Origin of the sequence: Kangiella shandongensis (assembly GCF_020005365.1) — a bacterium.
Classification (GTDB): Bacteria; Pseudomonadota; Gammaproteobacteria; order Enterobacterales; family Kangiellaceae; genus Kangiella; species Kangiella shandongensis.
This window is the reverse complement of the sequence record NZ_JACNML010000001.1, coordinates 309,578-330,482: the sequence shown is the minus strand read 5'-3', so window position 1 is coordinate 330,482 and position 20,905 is coordinate 309,578. Positions and strand designations below refer to the sequence as shown.

Below are 20,905 nucleotides of genomic sequence, written 5' to 3'. Positions count from 1 at the left end.
CGTATTATCTGATGTATAGTGAAGAATAGCGTGAAAAAATCATCAATTTATTGATTTATAAGGGAGCCCATGATGAGTGAAGAGGTTATTAATTGTAAGCAGTCTCTCGCTGTTGGCGGTAAGAACTTCGATATATGGAGTCTGAGAGATTTAGAGGCGCAAGGCCATGGTATCAAGAAGATGCCTTTTTCTATCCGAATCCTTCTTGAGAATGCATTGAGAAACTATGATGGGCTGGCGGTAACCAGCGATCATGTGAATACTTTGTTGCAATGGAAGCCGAACCCGGAAAAGAAAGAGGTTCCCTATAAGCCTGCACGAGTGCTGATGCAGGATTTTACGGGGGTACCGGCGGTGGTCGACTTGGCGTCGGTTCGAGCTGAAGCCAGTAACCACGGTGTTGATGGTCAGAAAGTGAATCCTTTGATTCCTGTCGATTTGGTGATTGATCACTCGGTTCAGGTGGATTTCTACGGTGATAAAGATTCCCTAAATAAAAATATCGATATGGAATATGAGCGCAATAAGGAGCGTTATCAGTTCTTAAAGTGGGCACAGACGGCGTTTAATAACTTTACGGTGGTGCCGCCAGGTATGGGTATTTGCCACCAGGTGAATCTGGAGTATCTGGCACAGGGCGTTGTAGAGCGTGATGGGGCCTTATTTCCAGACACTCTTGTCGGTACCGACTCACATACGCCGATGGTTAACGGTATTGGAGTTGTTGGCTGGGGCGTTGGTGGCATTGAAGCCGAAGCGGCTATCCTTGGCCAGCCTATCTTTTTCTTATTACCTGAAGTGGTCGGTTTAAAACTGACGGGTAAGTTACCGATCGGCACTACAGCAACCGACATGGTGCTAACCATTACTGATTTATTGCGTAGGCACGGGGTCGTGGGCAAGTTTGTCGAGGTGTTCGGCGATGGGTTGGATCATCTGACCGTGACCGACCGTGCGACCATTTCCAATATGTCGCCGGAATTTGGTTGTACCGTGACTTATTTCCCAATTGATGATCGTACATTGGATTACATGCGCGACACCAATCGTAGCGAAGAAACGATTGAGCGTGTTGAAGCTTACACCAAGAACAACATGCTGTGGCGCGAAAACGAAGAGGATATTGAATATAGCAGTGTGGTTGAGTTGGATCTGAGTACAGTGGTTCCTACTGCCTCTGGTCCAAAGCGTCCTCAAGACAAAATTGCCATCAGTAACTTAAAAGCCCAGTTTAAATCCCTAATGGAGTTGAATTATGGGCGCGGTTATCAGCCTCTGGAAGATCGCAGTCCGGCCGATAATGATAATGGCCTACTGAAAACGATTAAGGTCGATGATAAAGACAGTGATCAGGATTATGAGTTACACGATGGTTCGATTTCAATTGCTGCGATTACCTCTTGTACCAATACGTCGAACCCGACGGTGATGATTGGCTCTGGTCTCGTGGCGAAAAAAGCCAATGATCTCGGTTTAAAAGTTAAGCCCTGGGTTAAAACCTCGTTGGCACCGGGCTCAAAGGTCGTTACCGACTATTTACACCATTCGGGCTTACTGGATGATCTGGAAGCATTAGATTTCTTCCTGGTCGGTTATGGCTGTACCTCCTGTATTGGTAACTCAGGTCCGCTACCGGATGCGGTGGGTAAAGCGGTGACCGAAAACGATCTGGTGGTGGCATCCGTCCTGTCGGGTAACCGAAATTTTGAGGCTCGCGTGCACCCGGACGTGAAAATGAATTTCCTGATGTCACCAATGCTGGTGGTGGTTTATGCGCTTGCTGGTCGCGTGGATATTGACTTTGAAAATGAGCCTGTAACTCATACACCAGACGGAAAACCGGTGTATTTTAAAGATATCTGGCCTTCAAACGAAGAAATTGAGGAGGTTATGAATAAAGTTCTGACGCCTGCTGACTTCGCCAGAAACTATGGTAAAATCTTCGATGGCAACAAGCAATGGCGCGATATGGAAGTGTCGAAAGACAAAGTTTATCAGTGGGATGATTCTTCTACTTACATTAAGCAGGCACCATTCTTCCAGGGGTTGAAGCCGGAGGTTGGGCAACCGCAGGATATTGTTGGCGCCAACGTGCTATTGAAACTCGGTGATTCGATTACGACTGACCACATTTCTCCAGCCGGCGGCTTTTCTGAGGATAGCCCCGCGGGCCAGTACCTGAAAGGACGAGGCATTGAGCCGCGGATGTTTAATTCCTACGGTTCGCGTCGAGGTAATGATGAAGTGATGGTTCGTGGTACTTTCGCTAACGTCCGCATTAAAAATCAACTGGTTGATAAAGAAGGTGGTTATACCCGTTATATCCCTAGCGGTGAAACCATGACAGTATTTGATGCGTCACAAAAATACCAGGCTGAAGGTATCCCGTTGATTGTGTTAGCGGGACAAGAGTATGGCAGCGGTTCATCGCGTGACTGGGCGGCTAAGGGTACGACGCTGTTAGGTATTAAGGCTGTGATTGCCGAAAGTTATGAGCGAATTCATCGCAGTAATCTGGTCGGTATGGGCGTGATGCCATTGGAGTTTGTCGACGGTCAGGACGCCGAAACGTTAGGGCTAAGCGGTGACGAAAGTTTTACTATCAAGGGTATTGCTAATGGTCTTGATGTAAACCAAATGCTTACGGTTGAAGCGAAAAGCAATGATGGTAGAACCATACACTTTAAGGCTCGCTCACGCCTGGACTCCAAGGTTGAGCTGGAATACTACAAAAATGGCGGTATTTTACATTACGTATTGAGAGACTTTATTAATAAGAAGTAACGGTAACGGCGGCCGGGTCTGCAGGGGTATTCCCAGCAGACCTGGTATATCGCAAGCCATACGACTTCCATGCATGGCCCGGTATTTGGGTAATATCGTGGGGTGGGAGTGATGATTGTTTAGCGCAGATAGCAGAATAGCCTTACAGACTGTGGGCTGTAAGTTCGAGTGACTCAGAGTATAATGCCAACCTAATTTTTCACCTTCACGGCATAAGCCATGAATTACCTTAATTTCGTTAAAAGTAATAAGTACTTGCTTTTATTCGGATTTCTTTGTGTTTTTATCGGAAATCTGGGCCAAACATTCTTTATTTCACTATTCAACAAAGACCTTATTGCGAACTTGCTGTTGGAAAAAGATAACCTGAGTCTGGTCTATTCTATGGCGACGCTGATCAGCGGGTTTACGATATTTTTTGTTGGCGCCAAGATCGATGATATTGAAGTAAAGAAGTTTATGAGCTTCGTCATCATTGGCCTTATTGCTTCCTGTATTCTCTTTGCCAACAGTACCAATTTAATCATGCTGTTCCTTTCTTATCTGGGGATCCGTTTATGCGGTCAGGGCTTGATGACCCATATCGCTGTAACCACTCTCATGCGCTATATTCCAAAACACCGGGGTAAGGCGGTTAGCCTGTCATTACAGGGGATGGCTTTTGGCGAGATGATGATGCCGGCGATTGCGGTCAACTTATTGAAAAATTATGGACATACAGCAAGTTGGCATAGCTACGCTGCTTTCGCATTATTGCTGGTATTCCCGTTATTATTATGGCTACTAAAAAAAGCTGATTTGGTTCCAGTCCATAACGTTACAGAAAGTAGTCTGGAGGCGGGGGAAAATAAAGATTGGTCTCGTGCTCAGGTCATGTCCGATTGGCGTTTCTGGCTAATATTGCCAGCGATAATTGGTCCTGCATTTTTAATTACCGGAATTTTCTTCCATCAGACTGTATTGATTGATGGCAAGGGCTGGACGTTGGACTGGTTGTCATACGGTTTAATGGTGTATGGTCTGACTCACTTCCTGGGAGCCATTCTATCTGGACCCTTAGTGGATGCGTCCCATCCACGAGTCTATATGCGCTGGTACCTGCTGCCATTGGTGCTTGGTATATTTTGTCTGTTCATCGGAAGGCATGAAGCCTGGTTATTTGCATTTATGTTTTTAGCTGGCATAACGGTCGCATCAAGTGGTCCTGTGATTAATTCTTTCTACGCTGAAGTATTTGGCAGTACGCACTTAGGTGCTATCAGAGCACTGGTATCAGCGACCATGATTATCTCAACCGGGGTTGCGCCATATCTATTTTCTCTGTTCGATACCATTGATAGTTTTCTGCTTTTTGCCATTGGCTACGGAATTCTTGCTTCGGTCATGATTCAGAAGAAGTTACTGGCAGAGAAATAAATTCGTGATGCAATAAAAAAGCGCTCCTGCGAGCGCTTGTTTGTCTAAGCTATTGTGGCGAGGAAAGGTAGCTTTCTACGTCCTCCTTATGGAACTTAACTTGAGCTATACAGAGCTCTATCGACTCAATGCTCTGTTGGTAAGGACGTGGTGCGCCAGCCAGTTCATCAACAATAGGTTTAAAGAACTGAATAAAGTCTTTCTTCATTGGCGCGGAACAGAAGTATCGGCCTATGATCGGCATGCGGTGTTGGCCGAACGGTGGAATTCTGGATTTGACAGCATCGATATTGGCCTTAAACCATTCCCACATCGGCTCCTGTAACTTTTCGTCATTCAACTGGCCTAATAGAATTGAGTATATCTCATTATCACGTAGCGATTCTGACAAAACCAGTTCACGCAGTTCTGCCGCATACTGTGGATCTTTTACCGCACCTAAGCCACCGAGCAAGCGGCCACGAACGGTACCGTCGTTGGATGACTCAAGCAGCATTCTCAGGTGCTTGGCAAACGGAGTGCCGAGATCTTCTGTGGCGACCTGGAGGGCAGTTCCGATAATGTTGCTATCAGCGCGATCGGGATGGATATTACCGTCTTCCTGATAACCGGTATAGGCTACGGCCATGTCCGTCAGATACTGCCTCACGGCTTTATCTTCACCTTCTTTGGCCAGAAAGTTAATCAGATCGTTACGTAACTTGATGGTATTAACGGCGTCGCCTTTTTTATTTTCAAGGCCGAGCTCTGTCAGGCGCTGGCCGTAAAGTTCTCGATTCAACTTTGCCAGCTTTGCTTTTTGCTCATCATTTTGTGCCACTTTATGATAGACAAAGCTGAACAGTTGACTCGGTCCCATCACCGTTGCCGCTGACTCGGAAGCAATAATTTGGGGAGCAATATCGATCAAATCGCTAAAGGTTAATTTCCCAGCGTTGATAGCACCCTGTAAGCTGTTATTGACCGACATAAGCTCTCGGGTGCTGAGCTGAGCTTTATTATTGAGAAGAGCTTGCCAGCCATCGTGGGACAGGCTGAAGCGATAATAGCCAGCGCCATCGGCATTCGGCATAAAATAGGCTGGGCAGCCTTGCTCAGGCAGTTCTATCGTTTGGTTTTTACCCTCCAACACTTCACATAACTGGTGCTGGTTACCGTCGATGGCATACTTAAAGCAGGCCGGAATTTTCCAAGTTTGCCTGGTCGAGCCTTTCGAGCCCAGAGGTAAATAACGTGACTGTGACAGTTTGATAACGGATTGCTTCGACTCATCACAAGTCAGTTCAATATTAAGATGCGGGATCCCCGGTTGCTCAAGGAAGCTATTGAATGCATTTTGAATAGTTTCTAATGGCACTTGAGGTGACTTCTCACCAATGGCGGTAATAAAGTCCTGTGCTGTAGCATTATCAAATGCGAACTTTTGCATATAATGCTGGATCCCCGAGCGGAAGTTCTCAGGCCCCAGAAAGGCCTCGAGCATACTTAACACACCGCCCCCTTTCGAGTAGGTGATACCGTCGAAAGCTGACTGAATGTCGTGATTGCTCTGAATTGGCTGACGAATCTGGCGCGCAGTGATCAAGCTATCAGATGCCATAACGCTCAAAGAGCGCTCGAGAAGAGCCTGTCGAAATTTTTGCTCTGGATAGATGTTGTCGTTGGAAACGTGTGCCATCCAGGTTGCAAAAGCTTCATTCAACCAAATATCATCCCACCAGACTGGAGTGACTAAGTTACCAAACCACTGATGCGCTAATTCGTGCGCATGAACATTCATATAGGCGCGTTTCTGCCCGAGAGAAATCGTATTGTCGAACAATAACAGTTGTTCACGATAAGTGATTAAGCCCGCATTTTCCATGGCGCCTGCGTTGAAGTCAGGCACCGCTACAATATCTAACTTTTTATAAGGGTATGGAATCTGGAAGTAGTCTTCGAGAGAATTTAGAATGTCTTTGGTGTTTTTCAGGGCATAAGTCAGGCGATGGCCTTTGCCTTTGGTCGCAATGCCGCGCAGAGGAATCGTGCGATCACGAACTTCTGTTGCTGGGATATCCTGCCATTCGACAACGTCAAAGTCGCCAACAGCAAAGGCGATTAAATACGTAGGCAGAGGCTTGGACTTGGCATAGACGATTTTTTTCCAGCCGTTACCTAAGTCCGTCTCTGAAATCGCTGGCGTATTGGTAAATGCCCTGTGCTCATTACGGACGGTGAGTGTGTAGGTGAAAGGAACCTTAAATGCGGGTTCATCAAAGCTGGGAAAAGCCAGGCGTGCCGCAGTGGCTTCAAACTGGGTAAAGGCATAATTAAGCTCGCCGTCTTTAACCCGGTACAAGCCTTCTAACGCCTCATTAAAAGGTGCCTCGTATTCTATAACTAGCGTTGCGGTTGAGGTCGTAACAGGGTGTTCCAGCGACAGTTTCGCAACGCCCGTGTCATCAAGCTGCTCATAGCGAGCCTGTATAACGGATTTACCCTCTGGAGTGATCGTAACTTTGCTTGGTGTAATATCTTTACCGTGAAGCCAGATATGAGCGGTTGGTATATCCAGAGCGAGATCGATAGTGACTGTTCCGCTAAACGTCGGTTTGTCCGGATCGACTTTCAGTTGAACATCATATTGAGTCGGTGCGATCCCTTCGGGTAAGCGGCCTGTTGGTACCTCTTCCGGGTAGTCAGAGTTAGCAAGGGCTTCTTTAGTTTGCTTATCCAGTGTTTGCTGTTCTTTGGATTGCTGCTCTGCCAGCGATTGAACGACTGTTGTATTTGCCTCTACTTCTGCTGCTTTATCCTGAGACTCTTGTTCACAGCCGGTTAAAGACAGGAGAATTAAGGTGGTGGTCAATGCTATTGTTTTCATATTATTGCCTTTGCTACCTGGTTTTGGTCATAGCATACACGGTTTACCTGCAATTTTTAATAGCTTAGCCAGTGATGCGGGGCTCTCAAAGGACATGAAGTGGTATGTTGTACTGACTCTATTTGAAGATTTTGTTAATTATAAAAAAGTTCTAGGTAAGTAACCATCTAGCGAACATGTCGAGTTCATTTAAAGTAGTCTATTTTTTTGCCCTAATTTATTTCTAAGCAGCGGTATTGTACAACACCATCATTAAATAATAATCTAAGCTTATAAATCGGAACCTGATACTACTATTATGAGAAAAATACTATTGACAATACTGTTGCTACTGACGGTGTTTTTATCGGAAGCAAAAGAAATCGCTATTACGTTTGATGATTCACCAAGAAGTGCCTCGGGTTATTTCGATGGGCCTACTCGAGCGAAAAAGTTAGTCGCCGAGCTGAAAGAACATAACGTAGAGCAGGTGGCTTTCTTCTCTGTCAGTAAGCGCTTGGACGCGGAGGGCATAGAACGCCTAAACACTTACAGTGAGGCTGGGCACATTATCTCTAACCATACCCACAGTCACCCAGACTTTAACCAGCTATCTTTGCAAGACTATTCAAAAGACTTCCTATTAGCTGATGTTAAACTCCAGCAGTTCAATAATTTTCGAAAACTGTTCCGTTTTCCTTATTTAAGAGAAGGTAATACCGCCGAAAAGCGAGACGGTATGCGCAAGTTGCTTAACAAGCACGGCTATAAAAATGCCTACATCACTTTGAATAACTATGACTGGTATATTGAGTCGTTGTTTCAAAACGCTGTTAAGGAAGGGCATGACATTGATATGGAGAAGATGAGTCAGTTTTATGTGCAGCTCTTGATAGAAAGTATCGAATACTATGATGAAATGGCTCAGGAACATTTAGGACGATCACCTAAGCATGTTTTATTACTGCATGAAATGGATATTTCCGCTCTCTTCATCGGTGATCTGGTTAAAGAACTGAGAATACGCGGCTGGAATATTATCACTCCCGACGAAGCCTATAGTGATGACATAGCGAAGTATAAAGTCGATAGAGTCTTAAAGTTTAATCCTGGTCGGATTGGTGAAATAGCTCTGGTCAACGGCCAAAGAAAGGGGTTGTGGCATAAGAATCTGGATGAACGGTATTTAGAAAAACTATTTATGCAGCAAGTGATTAATCACTAGAGCCGGTGCTATATAAAATATAATAACAGCCCTATCTCATATCTCGCATCATTAACACATAATAGCCTGAACCCCAGCGATTATGTGTTAATACGATCAGTCAGCTGCAAACCCAGCGAAAAGGTTAGCTGAGAGGGCATTTATTGGCAAAAACTTAAGCTATTATCGCTGGGTATTAGTGTTGATTAGCCGATATATCAACCTGTAAGATCATTTGTCCGCACTAAATACTCTGCCTGTTATGAGAGCTTTAACTTTTGTCAGGACGGCACGGCGAGCATTGACTATAGCGACACCGAGCAGCAGTGCCGTTAACCAAAAGCCAGTTTCTGTAAGTACAGCGGCTATAGTAACAAGAATAATTAACGCATTCTTTGAGACACCAAATAATAATATCCCACCCGTAATTAGCCAGCTGAGCACGACTATGGACCAAATAACAGAGAGTGCCAGCTTTTTATTAATAGTCTGTAAACGATTAAGCAATGTCATTACTTTTCTCCTGTTAGAAACATTTTAATTTGGTATAAAGTTCATTAATGTAGTCGTGTCCAAAAATTTTTTCTTACATAAGTTTTTGTAATATTTTTGACTCTTCAACGACTGTGATAGTAAGAAATATATTTCCAGTGGAGCTTGACGATTGGCAAAAGAAAATGACTTTAACGACTATGATGTGATCATCCAAAGGTTTTGGCCAAATATAGTGCACTCAGCTTCAGGTTATGAGATTCGTCCAGCATTACGCGAAGAGCTGGCGCAAGAAATGGCGTTAGAAGTTTGGCGTGGGCTCCCTCGGTTTAATAACAAATCCACCTTGAAAACGTACATTTACCGTATTATCCATAACGTTGGCGTTGATCATATTCGACGCTACAGCCGAGCTAGTGAGACGATGCTTGATAGTGAGTTGCTTGATGAGAACTCCAGTCTTGAGACCGCACTTCAGTACGATCAACGTCAAGAGCAACTCGCTCTAATGCTACAGCGCTTACCATTAAGCTTACGCCAGGTCCTTATGCTTAAGCTCGAGGATTTGAGTAATATTGAAATTAGCGATGTTCTGGGACTAAGCGAATCCAATGTAGCCGTACGGCTGAATCGTGCTAAACACAAACTTTCTGAGTTAATGGCAGGAGTTGATAAATGAAAGAATCAGATGACCTAGCTGCTTTATCGCGCTTATGGCAGTCAAAAGTTAGTGAGCCTGCACCGCAGTTAGCCAAGTTAACTAAAAAGTACCGTCGTCAATTTGTCCTGATGGCGATAAATATCATACTGGAAACATCCATATTGTGTGGAGCTGGGTATTTCTTCGCTCAGTCATTGCTAGGAAGCAGTAGTCTTTATATGCAACTTTGGCTGGGTTTTGTAAGCAGTTGGGGGCTGGTGACGTATATCCTGATTAATCGCAGTCGCTGGAAGAGTATCAGATTACTTAACACGCGCTCGGTTAACGCCTCGCTAACCGAGCAAATCAATTTAGTTCGACAAGAAATTGTCCGTTGGCGGCTGAGCTTTATTGCAACGCTAATATTTATGGCTGTATGGGTTATTTTGTTTGTGGCTCGTTCCATTTTTAACGAACAGGAGCTCATTACTACTGCTCAAGTGGTGGTAACAGAGACCATATTAATGTTAGCTCTCGTATTGTTTAAGTGGCGAGAGTATCTGTCCAAACAAGTTCTTAAAAAAATATCTGAATAACGTGTAAGGAATTCTAAATAGCAACGACTCTTAAGTATAAGCAAACCTAAGTGATTAAAGGACTTTATTATGTACCGAATACTTTTTTGTGCGTTGCTAATACCAAACCTTGTTTTTGCACAGGGTCAGACCTTGTATAAAAACGCAGCTTTAATTTTTCCTGAACGCTCTGAAGTGCTACCTAATGGCTATCTTGTGGTTGATGATGGTCATTTCGTTGAGGTGGGTCAGGGGGAGCCAAGCCTCAAGCTTTCTGAATCAGTAGAAACAGTAGACCTAAGGGGAAATTATGTCAGTGCGGGGTTTATTGATACTCATGCACATATCAACCTCGGTGCAGTGAGTTATGAAGTAGCCAATGAAACCATGGTCCTTAAGGCTGATAACTCTCTTGATATAGCGCGCTGGAACGGTCAGCAGTTGCTGAAAGCTGGAGTCACGAGTATTCGTAACCCTGGTGGTGACACGGCAACGAACATTGCATATAGGGAAGCTCAAACTCTCGGTAAAGTAGCTGGTCCTCGAGCCTTTGTTGCGGGAAGCATCATCAATACGGAAGCTTTTGACGGTCTGGTTGATATTGTTAGCGATGAGGATGACATTATAGCAACAGTCGATCGTCAGGCGGCAATGGGTGTTGATTTCATTAAGCTCTACACTGGTCTCGGTGAAGAGCAAATTAAAGTTGCCATTAAGCGTGCTAAGCAGCACAACCTTCCGGTGATTGCCCACCTTGAGGAAGTTAGCTGGACCCAAGGTGTAAATCTGGGCATTGATCACCTGGTTCACGCAATGCCAATTTCATCAGAACTGCTAACAGCTAAAGCAGGTGATGCTTACATCAAGGCTAAGCGTCCAGGGAGTGTTAGTTGGTATCAGTGGTATCAATATATGGAACTTAACAGTGAGCCGATGCGGGAACTTTTTCGTGAGCTAGTAGCGCAGAATACCGCCGTCGACCCAACACTTATCGTGTTCTACAACGCATTCTTTGCGGATCAGGAGAGTGTCACGGACACTACGATGTTACAACAAGCCTACCCAGGAAACCTTAAGAACTGGCGAGACTTTTATCACTTCAATATTGGTTGGCAGGAAAAAGATTATCAAAATGCACAAAGGACTTGGCCTAAGGTACTTGAATTTGTAAAGCAGCTGCATGAGCAAGGGGTTTTACTCAGTGTGGGCACTGATCTTGGTAATCCGTGGGTAATACCTGGTGAAAGCTTCCATCAGGAAATGGAGTTGCTGGCCTCAGCAGGAATACCTCCGATGCAGGTACTCAAGCTAGCTACTGTAAACGGTGCTAAAGTCCTTCACCGAGAAAATGAACTAGGTCGACTGGAGAATGGCTGGCGAGCAGACTTTGTCGTTTTCAGCAGTGACCCGACACAAGATATTTCCAATGTTCGAGACATTGTTGCCGTCTATCAGAGTGGGGAAAGAGCTCATTAACTTTTGCTCGACTGGGTATTGGTGAGCTGTAAAACTATAAAGAGCAGGCCCTCGTGGCCTGATACTTTCTGCCTTGGGGTTAATATGTACGAATGCAATGCAAAAAAGTGTACCTATATTTAACTAAATAATAACTAAGCTCGAAACTGCTTATCCCATGCAGCACGCTGTAACCTTCTTTTCATACTGTCGATCAGAGCTTTTTGCTGTATAAGATTTGAAAGGAGTCGTCGAAATAACTAGTGACAGAAGTTATCACATATGCCACCAAATACAGTTTGATAAACAAGGAACAGTAAGGCATGTAAGAGTGATGGTGGGCCCGCCCCGACTTGAACGGGGGACCTGCCGATTATGAGTCGGATGCTCTAACCAACTGAGCTACGGGCCCGATAGGAGTGCGCAGAAGTCGCGCAAAAAACTATTAACGCGCAGGAGTTTACGAGAAAATTCCTGCGCGTGCAATAACAAATCTGGAGAAATCCGGATCTATTCTAAGTTTTTGTTTTTTAAACTACTCGTCGATGTATGTACGTAACTTCTCTGAGCGGCTTGGGTGACGTAGTTTACGCAGAGCTTTGGCTTCGATTTGACGAATACGCTCACGAGTCACGTCGAACTGTTTGCCGACTTCCTCCAGCGTATGGTCAGTATTCATATCAATACCAAAACGCATACGAAGAACTTTTGCTTCACGAGCGGTTAAGCCTGCCAAGATCTCATCGGTGACTTCTTTCAGGCTTTCGCCTGTGGCTGCATCGACCGGTGAATCGATTGTTGAGTCTTCAATAAAGTCGCCCAGATGCGAATCTTCGTCATCGCCAATTGGCGTCTCCATGGAGATTGGCTCTTTAGCGATTTTAAGAACCTTACGGATCTTGTCTTCAGGCATATCCATACGTTCTGCCAATTCTTCCGGTTGTGGTTCGCGACCCATTTCCTGAAGCATCTGGCGTGAAATACGGTTCAGTTTATTGATCGTTTCGATCATGTGCACCGGAATACGAATAGTACGTGCCTGATCAGCAATCGAACGAGTAATGGCCTGACGAATCCACCAGGTTGCATAAGTCGAGAACTTGTAACCTCGGCGATATTCAAACTTATCCACGGCTTTCATCAAGCCGATGTTACCTTCCTGAATCAAATCCAGGAACTGTAATCCGCGGTTGGTGTATTTCTTGGCGATCGAGATAACCAGACGCAAGTTCGCTTCGACCATCTCTTTTTTCGCACGACGAGCTTTGGCTTCGCCAATCGACATTTCGCGGTTGGCTTCTTTAATCTCGAGTACGCTCAAGTCACAGCTTTCTTCGACTAGCTGCATTTTGCGCTGTGCTTTACGAATATCTTCAGCATGCTCTGCTAAAGCTTCGGAGTATTTGCTCTTCTTCGCCAGATGGCCATCGAGCCATTCTGGATTTGTTTCTGCGCCAGAGAAGGTTGTGATGAAGGTCTTGCGTGGCATGCGAGACTTTCTCACCGCTAAATACATAATGAAACGTTCCTGTTCACGAATACCATCCATTTTGGTACGAAGGTTCTGTACCAGGTATTCGAACATCCGTGGAGCCAGTTTTAGGTTTAAAAACTGCTCACACATGATTTCAATGTGTTTCTTCGCAGACTGGTGGGCACGACCATAGCGCTTGATGGCTTTTACGGTCTTGTCGTACTGTTTAGCCAACTCAGAGAAGCGTTCTTCAGCTTCTTCTGGATCCGGGCCTGTATCGACTTCTTCTTCAGTCTCGTCATCGTCAGTGTCATCGTCGTCAGCATCATCATCGATGTCTTCATCATCAGATTCTTCAGCGCTGGCGTTAGCGATTTGGGCCGCTTCTGACTCTTCCTGCACAAATTCAGCTTCTTCACCATCAAGGAAGCCAGTGACGATATCGGTCAGGCGAATAAATTCATTTTTATACTGGTCGTATTCTTCGAGCAGAATACGGACAGTGTCCGGGTAGTTACCAATGGCCGTAAGGACCTGGCGGATACCTTCTTCAATTCGTTTAGCGATGTCGATTTCGCCTTCACGCGTGAGGAGCTCAACGCTACCCATTTCACGCATGTACATACGAACTGGGTCCGTGGTACGCCCAAACTCACCATCAACGCTGGCTAAAGCTGCCGCAGCTTCTTCTGCAGCTTCTTCATCGGTGACGGACTCATCATTGATCAGCAGTTCATCGGCATCAGGCGTGGTTTCATAAACCTGAATACCCATGTCATTAATCATGCGGATGATATCTTCGATTTGCTCTGGATCGACGATATCGGGCGGTAAGTGATCGTTAACTTCTGCATAAGTTAAGAAGCCTTGTTCCTTACCTCGCGCAATGAGTAACTTTAACTGTGACTGCTGTGACTGTTGCGAATTCTCTGACATCTAGAATACCTTTGTAGTGATCACACCATTTTGCGAATAATAACCCTAGGATCTATACACAGTATAAACCCCTCGCGGTTAGCGCATGGCGAACCGCAAATTATACAGAATATGCACCCATCTCAGCAAGCATTAGCTTCTCTAACGCTTTTGGGGCTTTTGTTTGGCCAACAATAGTAATTGCTGGTATTCGGATTTTTCTGCTGTCGTTAACTTTTGGCCGGATTGTTTATCTTTTAGCCTTAAATAGTCCAGACGCTGGGTCTGAGCTTGTCTTAATAGCCGCTGCATGCAGTCATTAAGCTCTGCCTGTTCATTACCCTGCATGCGCTCTTCACGCTCAACCACGGCTAGTTGCGCCAGTCGGTTGTATAGCTTGTCATGGTCACGCCAATATTCCAGCAGGGTACCTGTACTGATCTTGGGGTTGTTATGAATAATTTCAAGGAGTTGGTACAAGAGTTTTGGGCCTTTCTCCGGCAGTGTTTTCAGCCATGCTACGTTCTTTATACTGAGCCCTAACTGTGGTTTTTGCAACAACAAAGTCAACGCCAATTGGATGGTTTTGTTGATCTTTTGGCCGTTGGTCGTCTGTTTAGGTTGTGATACGGGCTTAGTCGCTTGTTGTGGCTGCTCAATAATTTTCTCTAGCTTCTCTACGGATAGCTGGGCCTTTTCGGCCAGTGCGTTACTGAAAAATTCATGATAAATCGGGTCGGTAACCTTATCCAGGTAGGGCTTTGCCAGATGCACCAGCTGACCGCGTCCGGAGACCGATTCTAAATCAACCTGGGCGGATAAATGTTCCAGTAAGAACTCAAACAGCGGAATGGCTTGCGCTACCTGTTGTAGAAACTCATCCTTACCCACTTTTCTCACCATTGAGTCCGGATCTTCGCCGTCTGGCAGAAACATTAACTTTATTTCTCTCCCATCACGCAGTTGAGACAGTCCGTGCTCCAAAGCACGTAAAGCCGCGTCACGTCCTGCCCGGTCACCATCGAAACATAGCACTAATTCGCGGGTGGCGCGGAATAACTGCTGCAGATGACTTTCGGTGGTTGCGGTGCCAAGCGTTGCGACAGCGTTATTGATATCAAATTGAGCCAGCGCGACCACATCCATATAACCTTCGACGATCAGCAGTCGTTCGAGCTTACGGTTGGCCTGACGTGCCTGATATAGCCCGTAGAGCTCGTTACTCTTGTGAAAAATTGGTGTTTCTGGTGAGTTCAGGTACTTAGGTTCTCCCTGATCAATAATACGGCCACCAAAGGCAATAACGCGTCCGCGTTTATCTTTGATCGGGAACATGATGCGATCACGAAAGCGATCATACATGGAGTTGTCTTTTTTGATCAGCATGCCACAGTCGATCAGCTGTTTCTGTAACGTTTGATCCGTTTTCAGTTGTGGAAAGACTTTTTCCAGGTTACGCCATTCACTTGGCACATAACCGATAGCGAAGCGTTTCGCGATTTCACCACTCAGGCCGCGTTTTTTTAAATAGTTTACGGCTGGTTTGCCTTGTGGTGAGCTCAGTTGACGCTGATAGAACTTAGCGATTTTATTCATCAGCTCATACAGCGAGGCGTCGACTTTAGGACGGCTGGGAGCATTGTCATCGCGCGGTACTTCCAGCCCCAAACTGGCTGCGAGTTCTTCTACTGCATCCGGAAATTCAAGACGGTCATACTCCATGACAAAACTAATGGCATTGCCATGAACACCACAACCAAAGCAGTGATAAAACTGCTTATCCTGACTGACGGTAAAAGAGGGTGTTTTTTCACCATGGAAAGGGCAGCATGCCTTATAGTTCGCGCCAGCTTTTTTCAGCGGAATACGCGAGTCGATCAAATCGACAATATCGATTCGAGCCAGTAGTTCTTGAATAAACTGCTGCGGAATTAAGGCCATTAAATGTAATTATAGAATATAATCAGGTAGCTCAATAATAGCAGAGCCCTGATATTTTACCTAGTTTGTCAAATTGAAAAGTCAGATTAAGACAGACGCGCCTTAATTTTACCACTGACGGCGCCCATATCGGCACGGCCCTGAAGCTGTGGTTTTAGCATCCCCATGACTTTACCCATGTCTTTCATCGACTCGGCACCAGTTTTAGCAACCGCATCTTCGATGAGGGCATCAATTTCTTCGTCAGTCAGAGGCTGTGGAAGGAATTCTTGAAGAATGTCGATTTCAGCTTTTTCGACATCAGCCAGCTCTTGGCGACCAGCATCTTCATATTGTTTAATGGAGTCACGACGCTGTTTCACCAGCTTGTCTAAGATAGCAAGAATGGCCGCGTCATCAAGTGTCTCACGAGTATCGACTTCAACCTGCTTAATAGCAGATAAAGCCAGGCGAACAGTACTCAGGCGCTCCTTATCTTTGGCGCGCATGGCTTCTTTCATTGCCTCTTTAAGACGATCATGTAGTTCTGACACGGCTATTCCCTCACTTATTTATGGCTATTTTCTATAAAATAAAAAAATTGCTTAAAATAAGCGCTTAATACAAGCGAATGCGACGAGCGTTTTCGCGAGCTACTTTTTTCGCTGCACGCTTTACTGCCGCTGCTTTTTGACGCTTGCGAACAGCTGTTGGCTTCTCGTAATGTTCACGCTTACGAACTTCAGCCAAAATACCTGCTTTCTCGCATGAGCGCTTGAAGCGACGTAATGCAACGTCAAATGGCTCGTTATCTTTTACTCTTACGCTTGGCATTAAAAATCACCTAACCTTTAAGTTAATGTTAATAAAATCAGAAAGTTACCCATCCGTGATAAGCTATTACCACAGGAAGGGCGCAAATTTTAAACATTTTCGACGTAAAAAGCAAAGAGATCTCATGAAATAACCATGATTTTATTCATAAATGAGCAAATTTCACGCTGGTCTCGCTAATTGGGCTAAACTTCTTTAAAATTTGACATTCTTCTGAATATAGGCAAAGCAAACTGGCATAAGCATGAAAGTTCTTGGTATTGAAACCTCTTGTGATGAAACGGGCGTGGCCATCTATGATTCCGGGAAAGGGATTATTGGTGATGCTCTTTATAGCCAAGTTGAACTGCATGCCGAATATGGCGGTGTGGTGCCTGAGCTTGCATCAAGAGATCATGTGCGTAAGACCATTCCTTTGGTAAAAGAAGTGCTACAACAGGCAAACTGTACTAAAGATGATATAGACGCGATTGCCTATACCAAAGGGCCTGGGCTAATCGGAGCCTTGTTCGTTGGCGTGGGTGTGGGCCGAAGCCTGGCTTATGCTTGGGGAATCCCTGCGATAGGTGTGCACCATATGGAAGGACACTTATTGGCACCTATGCTGGAAGATGAAAAGCCAGACTTTCCCTTTGTTGCCTTGTTGGTATCGGGCGGTCATACATTATTGGTCGACGTCAAAGGTTTGGGTCAATACGATATTTTAGGCGAGTCGATTGATGACGCTGCTGGCGAAGCTTTCGATAAAACCGCTAAGATTATGGGGCTGGGTTATCCAGGTGGACCTGCATTAGCAAAGCTTGCTGAAAAAGGTAGAGCCGGGATATATAAATTACCTCGCCCGATGACTGACCGTCCCGGATTAGACTTTAGCTTCAGTGGCTTAAAAACTGCAGTTGCCAATTTATACAAAGACTCTGATCAGTCTGACCAATCGCTTGCCGATATTGCTTATGCCTTTCAGGAAGCGGTGGTGGATACGATATTTATTAAATGCCGTCGAGCGCTAGAGCAAACGGGGCATAAGCGACTGGTGGTCGCCGGTGGCGTCAGCGCCAACGTGGCCTTACGAGCAAAACTAACCGACCTGCTCGAATCCAAAGGCGGCAAGGCCTACTACCCACGTCCCAAATTCTGCACCGACAACGGTGCCATGATCGCCTACGCCGGCTATTGTCGCTATCAAGCGGTACAACAGAAGCAAGGCCAATTCGAAGAACCAGTTGTTCGAGCTAAGCCACGATGGCCGATAGCGGAGTTAGATTAGCTTTCGGGGATTTCGAAGCGCTCCTTTAGGGAGCCACCATCTTTTCCCATGACCAACTGAGTAATCATATAGGTATTTTTAAATTGATGGTTTAATATTTTCTCTTGATCGTGAGTTCCTTGATAGATCCAGGAAGTTTCAGATTGAGGGTCCTTGTAATAGACTTCTTTTGTGTTGCCTGATTTTAAAACTCTAATAATGGTGACTTTATCACCTTTAAAATCTTTGGGATTGAGTAATAGGGTACCGTTTGGGAGCGCTTCACCAATACCTTTGGTATTCCATTTACCCAAGTAAACTCTAGTGGATACCTTTACTAGTTCATTATTAAAGGTATTCTCTTTTTTTTCTGTGGCACAGGCAGCCACAGTTAGGATTAAGAAAAATAAGTAGACAATAGTTTTTTTCATAGAATTAACCACATTTTACTTCTGATATTTGACTGAGTAGGTGTCTATAGTCTGGTGGCGTGACGATAATGCCAGAGTGCCATTGAAATTTGCTGAGAGCCGTTTGAGTATATAAATCTGCTCCTATGGATGACCAGTGTGACTCCATGACCTCTCCTTTTGAATAAAGCCAGACATGGGAGCCTCCTCTAGACATGCCTAACCCAAAAGGTACCTTTTTAAATAGGTTGTAGTTGACCATTGTTTTTTCAGTGAGATTCAAGTATTGGTTAACTTTTTTTGTGTTTGGACTATAGTTGATAACTTTTCTATTTACAGGAACTCTAGCAACACTGTATTGGCATCTCTTTTTGACTTGATTGTAATAACTGAATGTATGCTCACCGTCTCCGTCAAGTGGATGGTTTACATCAGGATTATAATAAACACCGTTCCAGTTATGATGACTGATTAGATATTTAGCCAGACTCGTTCCTTTTTCTCCAAGCGTTCCTACTTTGGATGCGACGTCAGGCTTGCCAATTTTTTCAAAAGCATATTTTAATACCCAAATAGCCATGGTTATGCAGTCGCTGGACATATAATCTTTGTATTTGTCTGGATGCTGTCTTTTAAGCTCACTACCGACATGATTATCGTGGTTTTCAAAAATATCATTGATCTTATCAATAGCGTGCAGTGAGAAAGTTTTGCTCATAGTTCGTCCTTGGTTAGCAGATGTTCCTTATACAACTTTCAATTCTACTTAGCATAAATAAGTTATCTGAGAACTATCTCGCAGAATAAGGTGTTACCCTATTCTGATGACTTCAAAGCTTTGCAGCCTGTCTTAAATTCATCAACTGCACAATAAACACCATGACTACCGAGACCATAACCAACCAGGCGAAGTTACTCGGTGTGCCGTCGTAGAGTAGAGCGAGCAGTGGGCCGGCGATGGCTCCAGAGCCGAAGCGGAGGGTGCCGATAACGGCGGTGGCGGTGCCGCTTTTTTCGGCGAAGGTGTTGAGCACCAGACCATCTGAGTTTGTTGCAATAAAGGCGAGTGAGCCGAGTAGGAAGAATAAGGCAACTGCTGTCCAGTAGATTCCTAAATCCAGCTGTATCACGGCGAAGAAGAAACTGCCAGTAAAGAGCGCATAAACGGTGCCAAAGCGCAGCAGTTTGCGTGAACCCAACCTTTCGACAAGGCGGCTATTGATCAGGTTACTGGCCAGTAGGCTGACGACATTTATGCCGAATAAAATACTGAATGTTTTTTCGCTTGCGCCAAAGTAATCGATGTAAACGTACGAAATGGACGTCAGGTAACAGAAAAAAGCAAAAGTCGCAAACATGGCGCTGAAAATATCCAGTCGCGCGGTTCTGTGGGTAAATACGGTTTTGTAGTTATTAAGAAACTCATGCAGCCATTTACGGTTTTTCTTTGATGGCATGCTGCTCGGCATCTTCCATAACGAGAAAGCTAAAATTATTAAGCTGTAAGCAGCGAGTACAATAAATATGGCACGCCAGTTAGCAAAATGCAGGATAGCGCTACCAATACTCGGTGCGATCATGGGTGCGATCATCATGATCATACTGACGTAAGACAAGCCCTTGGCCGTATGTTTGCCGTACATATCTCGGATCACGCCAGGCACGACGACGGTGGCGCCACTACTGATAGCAGCCTGTAGAAAACGTAGCGATAAAAAGCTTTCGATATTCTGCGCGAAAGAAAGGGCGATTGAGCAGAGCGCAAAACCAATCAAGCCAATGATGACAACTTTGCGGCGACCAATTCGATCCGCTACTGGTCCAAAAATCAGCATGCCGATGGCGTAACCCGCAAGGTAAATACTTAAAGAATTTTGTACAGCCGTTGGTGAGGTCGATAAGTCTTTGGCAATGGTCGGCATTGCTGGCAGGTACATATCAATTGCCAGCGGAGATATGGCGACGATAGAAGCGAGTAGAGGTAGTAACCTTAGCGGGTTCGGGTTGTGACCGTGGCTCATTCAGACCTCTTCTTTTTTCTCGAAAACTTTTTGTCAGTAATTTTACGCTCTTTTCCCTGCCGCAGGTTCTTTATATTTTGGCGGTGACGCCATAGCATAATCAGGAACATGGCGAATAATGGGAAGAAATACCTATGATCCATGTAAAAACCAAACGCTGCAACAGCAAAACTGGATAGCAGGGATGCCAGTGACGCATAACGCGTGAAAAAGGCGGTAACCAGCCAAGTTACAATACAGTAGGCGAGTAGTAACGGTGACAGTGCGACCAGTGCCCCAAAATAAGTCGCCATGCCCTTGCCGCCTTTAAAGTTAAAATACAGCGGATAAAGATGGCCAATAAAGGCCATAAAACCTACCCAGCCAAGGTTCCGGTTGTGTAGCTCCAGCGCGTAGCCAATTAAGATCGGGATCACGGCTTTTAGCATGTCGCCAATCAAGGTAAAGAGAGCGGCTTTTTTTCCGCCAAGGCGAAGGACGTTGGTGGCACCAGGGTTATGCGATCCGAAGTCACGAGGATCGGGCAGCTGCATAATGCGGCAGACGATGACAGCACTGGATATGGAGCCTGTTAAATAGGCTAAAATCCATAATCCAATGACTTCCCACTCCATGCTCGAGTCCTTTATTCCTTGATATGTTGAGGCAGGGCAGGAGCAGGTTCCAGCACCTTA

At 45.2% G+C, this 20,905-nt stretch carries 17 protein-coding genes and 1 tRNA gene; 7 read left to right on the top strand and 11 right to left on the bottom strand.

The window, feature by feature from the left end:
- Positions 1-72 precede the first annotated feature (72 nt).
- Positions 73-2,784 (top strand): aconitate hydratase AcnA, encoded by a 2,712-nt coding sequence (gene acnA / locus H7708_RS01420; protein WP_223668677.1) that lies wholly within the window; start codon positions 73-75, stop codon positions 2,782-2,784.
- 219 nt (positions 2,785-3,003) lie between these two features.
- Positions 3,004-4,200, top strand: coding sequence for an MFS transporter (locus tag H7708_RS01415; protein ID WP_223668676.1), 1,197 nt, complete (start codon positions 3,004-3,006; stop codon positions 4,198-4,200).
- A 49-nt stretch (positions 4,201-4,249) separates the two neighbouring features.
- Here H7708_RS01415 and H7708_RS01410 read toward each other — a convergent pair whose 3' ends face one another.
- Positions 4,250-7,066, bottom strand: coding sequence for a M1 family metallopeptidase (locus H7708_RS01410; RefSeq protein ID WP_223668675.1), 2,817 nt, complete (start codon positions 7,064-7,066; stop codon positions 4,250-4,252).
- Positions 7,067-7,364: 298 nt separating this feature from the next.
- Between H7708_RS01410 and H7708_RS01405 the strand changes: the two genes are divergently transcribed.
- A complete protein-coding gene (locus H7708_RS01405; protein WP_223668674.1) occupies positions 7,365-8,270 on the top strand; it encodes a polysaccharide deacetylase family protein in 906 nt (301 codons plus the stop codon).
- 210 nt (positions 8,271-8,480) lie between these two features.
- On the opposite strand, the gene H7708_RS01400 is transcribed toward H7708_RS01405, so the two are convergent.
- Positions 8,481-8,762, bottom strand: a complete 282-nt coding sequence (locus H7708_RS01400) for a hypothetical protein (protein ID WP_223668673.1) — start codon at positions 8,760-8,762, stop codon at positions 8,481-8,483.
- 151 nt (positions 8,763-8,913) lie between these two features.
- Between H7708_RS01400 and H7708_RS01395 the strand changes: the two genes are divergently transcribed.
- The 3 genes from H7708_RS01395 (at position 8,914) to H7708_RS01385 (ending at position 11,432) form a co-directional block, all read left to right on the top strand.
- The gene (locus H7708_RS01395; RefSeq protein ID WP_223668672.1) at positions 8,914-9,420 is read left to right on the top strand and encodes an RNA polymerase sigma factor; all 507 of its coding nucleotides are present in this window, start codon (positions 8,914-8,916) and stop codon (positions 9,418-9,420) included.
- Positions 9,417-9,977, top strand: coding sequence for a hypothetical protein (locus H7708_RS01390; protein ID WP_223668671.1), 561 nt, complete (start codon positions 9,417-9,419; stop codon positions 9,975-9,977). The genes H7708_RS01395 and H7708_RS01390 overlap by 4 nt, the downstream gene beginning before the upstream one ends.
- A 69-nt stretch (positions 9,978-10,046) precedes the next feature.
- Positions 10,047-11,432, top strand: coding sequence for an amidohydrolase family protein (locus H7708_RS01385; protein WP_223668670.1), 1,386 nt, complete (start codon positions 10,047-10,049; stop codon positions 11,430-11,432).
- 314 nt (positions 11,433-11,746) lie between these two features.
- Here H7708_RS01385 and H7708_RS01380 read toward each other — a convergent pair.
- The 5 genes from H7708_RS01380 to rpsU form a co-directional block, all read right to left on the bottom strand.
- Positions 11,747-11,823 (bottom strand) — tRNA-Ile (locus tag H7708_RS01380).
- Between the two features lie 123 nt (positions 11,824-11,946).
- Positions 11,947-13,821, bottom strand: a complete 1,875-nt coding sequence (gene rpoD / locus H7708_RS01375; protein ID WP_223668669.1) for an RNA polymerase sigma factor RpoD — start codon at positions 13,819-13,821, stop codon at positions 11,947-11,949.
- A 141-nt stretch (positions 13,822-13,962) separates the two neighbouring features.
- Positions 13,963-15,741: a DNA primase gene (gene dnaG, locus H7708_RS01370; RefSeq protein WP_223668668.1), complete on the bottom strand. Its 1,779-nt coding sequence runs from the start codon at positions 15,739-15,741 to the stop codon at positions 13,963-13,965.
- Positions 15,742-15,827: 86 nt separating this feature from the next.
- On the bottom strand, positions 15,828-16,274 hold the full coding sequence (locus H7708_RS01365; RefSeq protein ID WP_223668667.1) for a GatB/YqeY domain-containing protein: 447 nt from the start codon (positions 16,272-16,274) through the stop codon (positions 15,828-15,830).
- A 64-nt stretch (positions 16,275-16,338) separates the two neighbouring features.
- Positions 16,339-16,554, bottom strand: coding sequence for a 30S ribosomal protein S21 (gene rpsU, locus H7708_RS01360; RefSeq protein WP_068989009.1), 216 nt, complete (start codon positions 16,552-16,554; stop codon positions 16,339-16,341).
- A gap of 244 nt (positions 16,555-16,798) precedes the next feature.
- Here rpsU and tsaD point away from each other — a divergent pair, with 244 nt between their 5' ends.
- The gene (gene tsaD, locus H7708_RS01355; RefSeq protein WP_223668666.1) at positions 16,799-17,821 is read left to right on the top strand and encodes a tRNA (adenosine(37)-N6)-threonylcarbamoyltransferase complex transferase subunit TsaD; all 1,023 of its coding nucleotides are present in this window, start codon (positions 16,799-16,801) and stop codon (positions 17,819-17,821) included.
- On the opposite strand, the gene H7708_RS01350 is transcribed toward tsaD, so the two are convergent.
- The 4 genes from H7708_RS01350 to plsY form a co-directional block, all read right to left on the bottom strand.
- Positions 17,818-18,231: a hypothetical protein gene (locus H7708_RS01350; RefSeq protein WP_223668665.1), complete on the bottom strand. Its 414-nt coding sequence runs from the start codon at positions 18,229-18,231 to the stop codon at positions 17,818-17,820. The genes tsaD and H7708_RS01350 overlap by 4 nt on opposite strands.
- Before the next feature lie 4 nt (positions 18,232-18,235).
- Positions 18,236-18,928: a hypothetical protein gene (locus H7708_RS01345; protein ID WP_223668664.1), complete on the bottom strand. Its 693-nt coding sequence runs from the start codon at positions 18,926-18,928 to the stop codon at positions 18,236-18,238.
- A 112-nt stretch (positions 18,929-19,040) separates the two neighbouring features.
- Complete coding sequence (locus H7708_RS01340) at positions 19,041-20,231, bottom strand: Bcr/CflA family efflux MFS transporter (RefSeq protein ID WP_223668663.1); 1,191 nt, start codon at positions 20,229-20,231, stop codon at positions 19,041-19,043.
- Positions 20,228-20,845: a glycerol-3-phosphate 1-O-acyltransferase PlsY gene (gene plsY, locus H7708_RS01335; RefSeq protein ID WP_223668662.1), complete on the bottom strand. Its 618-nt coding sequence runs from the start codon at positions 20,843-20,845 to the stop codon at positions 20,228-20,230. Before plsY ends, H7708_RS01340 begins: the two co-directional genes overlap by 4 nt.
- Positions 20,846-20,905: the final 60 nt, after the last annotated feature.

Excerpts from the sequence above, each read along its gene's own strand:
- H7708_RS01340 (WP_223668663.1), bottom strand. The coding sequence starts at position 20,231 with ATGAGCCACGGTCACAACCCGAACCCGCTAAGGTTACTACCTCTACTC.
- H7708_RS01400 (WP_223668673.1), bottom strand. The coding sequence starts at position 8,762 with ATGACATTGCTTAATCGTTTACAGACTATTAATAAAAAGCTGGCACTC.
- H7708_RS01390 (WP_223668671.1), top strand. The coding sequence starts at position 9,417 with ATGAAAGAATCAGATGACCTAGCTGCTTTATCGCGCTTATGGCAGTCA.
- dnaG (WP_223668668.1), bottom strand. The coding sequence starts at position 15,741 with ATGGCCTTAATTCCGCAGCAGTTTATTCAAGAACTACTGGCTCGAATC.
- rpoD (WP_223668669.1), bottom strand. The coding sequence starts at position 13,821 with ATGTCAGAGAATTCGCAACAGTCACAGCAGTCACAGTTAAAGTTACTC.
- H7708_RS01350 (WP_223668665.1), bottom strand. The coding sequence starts at position 18,231 with ATGAAAAAAACTATTGTCTACTTATTTTTCTTAATCCTAACTGTGGCT.
- plsY (WP_223668662.1), bottom strand. The coding sequence starts at position 20,845 with ATGGAGTGGGAAGTCATTGGATTATGGATTTTAGCCTATTTAACAGGC.
- H7708_RS01415 (WP_223668676.1), top strand. The coding sequence starts at position 3,004 with ATGAATTACCTTAATTTCGTTAAAAGTAATAAGTACTTGCTTTTATTC.
- rpsU (WP_068989009.1), bottom strand. The coding sequence starts at position 16,554 with ATGCCAAGCGTAAGAGTAAAAGATAACGAGCCATTTGACGTTGCATTA.
- tsaD (WP_223668666.1), top strand. The coding sequence starts at position 16,799 with ATGAAAGTTCTTGGTATTGAAACCTCTTGTGATGAAACGGGCGTGGCC.
- acnA (WP_223668677.1), top strand. The coding sequence starts at position 73 with ATGAGTGAAGAGGTTATTAATTGTAAGCAGTCTCTCGCTGTTGGCGGT.
- H7708_RS01345 (WP_223668664.1), bottom strand. The coding sequence starts at position 18,928 with ATGAGCAAAACTTTCTCACTGCACGCTATTGATAAGATCAATGATATT.
- H7708_RS01385 (WP_223668670.1), top strand. The coding sequence starts at position 10,047 with ATGTACCGAATACTTTTTTGTGCGTTGCTAATACCAAACCTTGTTTTT.
- H7708_RS01405 (WP_223668674.1), top strand. The coding sequence starts at position 7,365 with ATGAGAAAAATACTATTGACAATACTGTTGCTACTGACGGTGTTTTTA.
- H7708_RS01410 (WP_223668675.1), bottom strand. The coding sequence starts at position 7,066 with ATGAAAACAATAGCATTGACCACCACCTTAATTCTCCTGTCTTTAACC.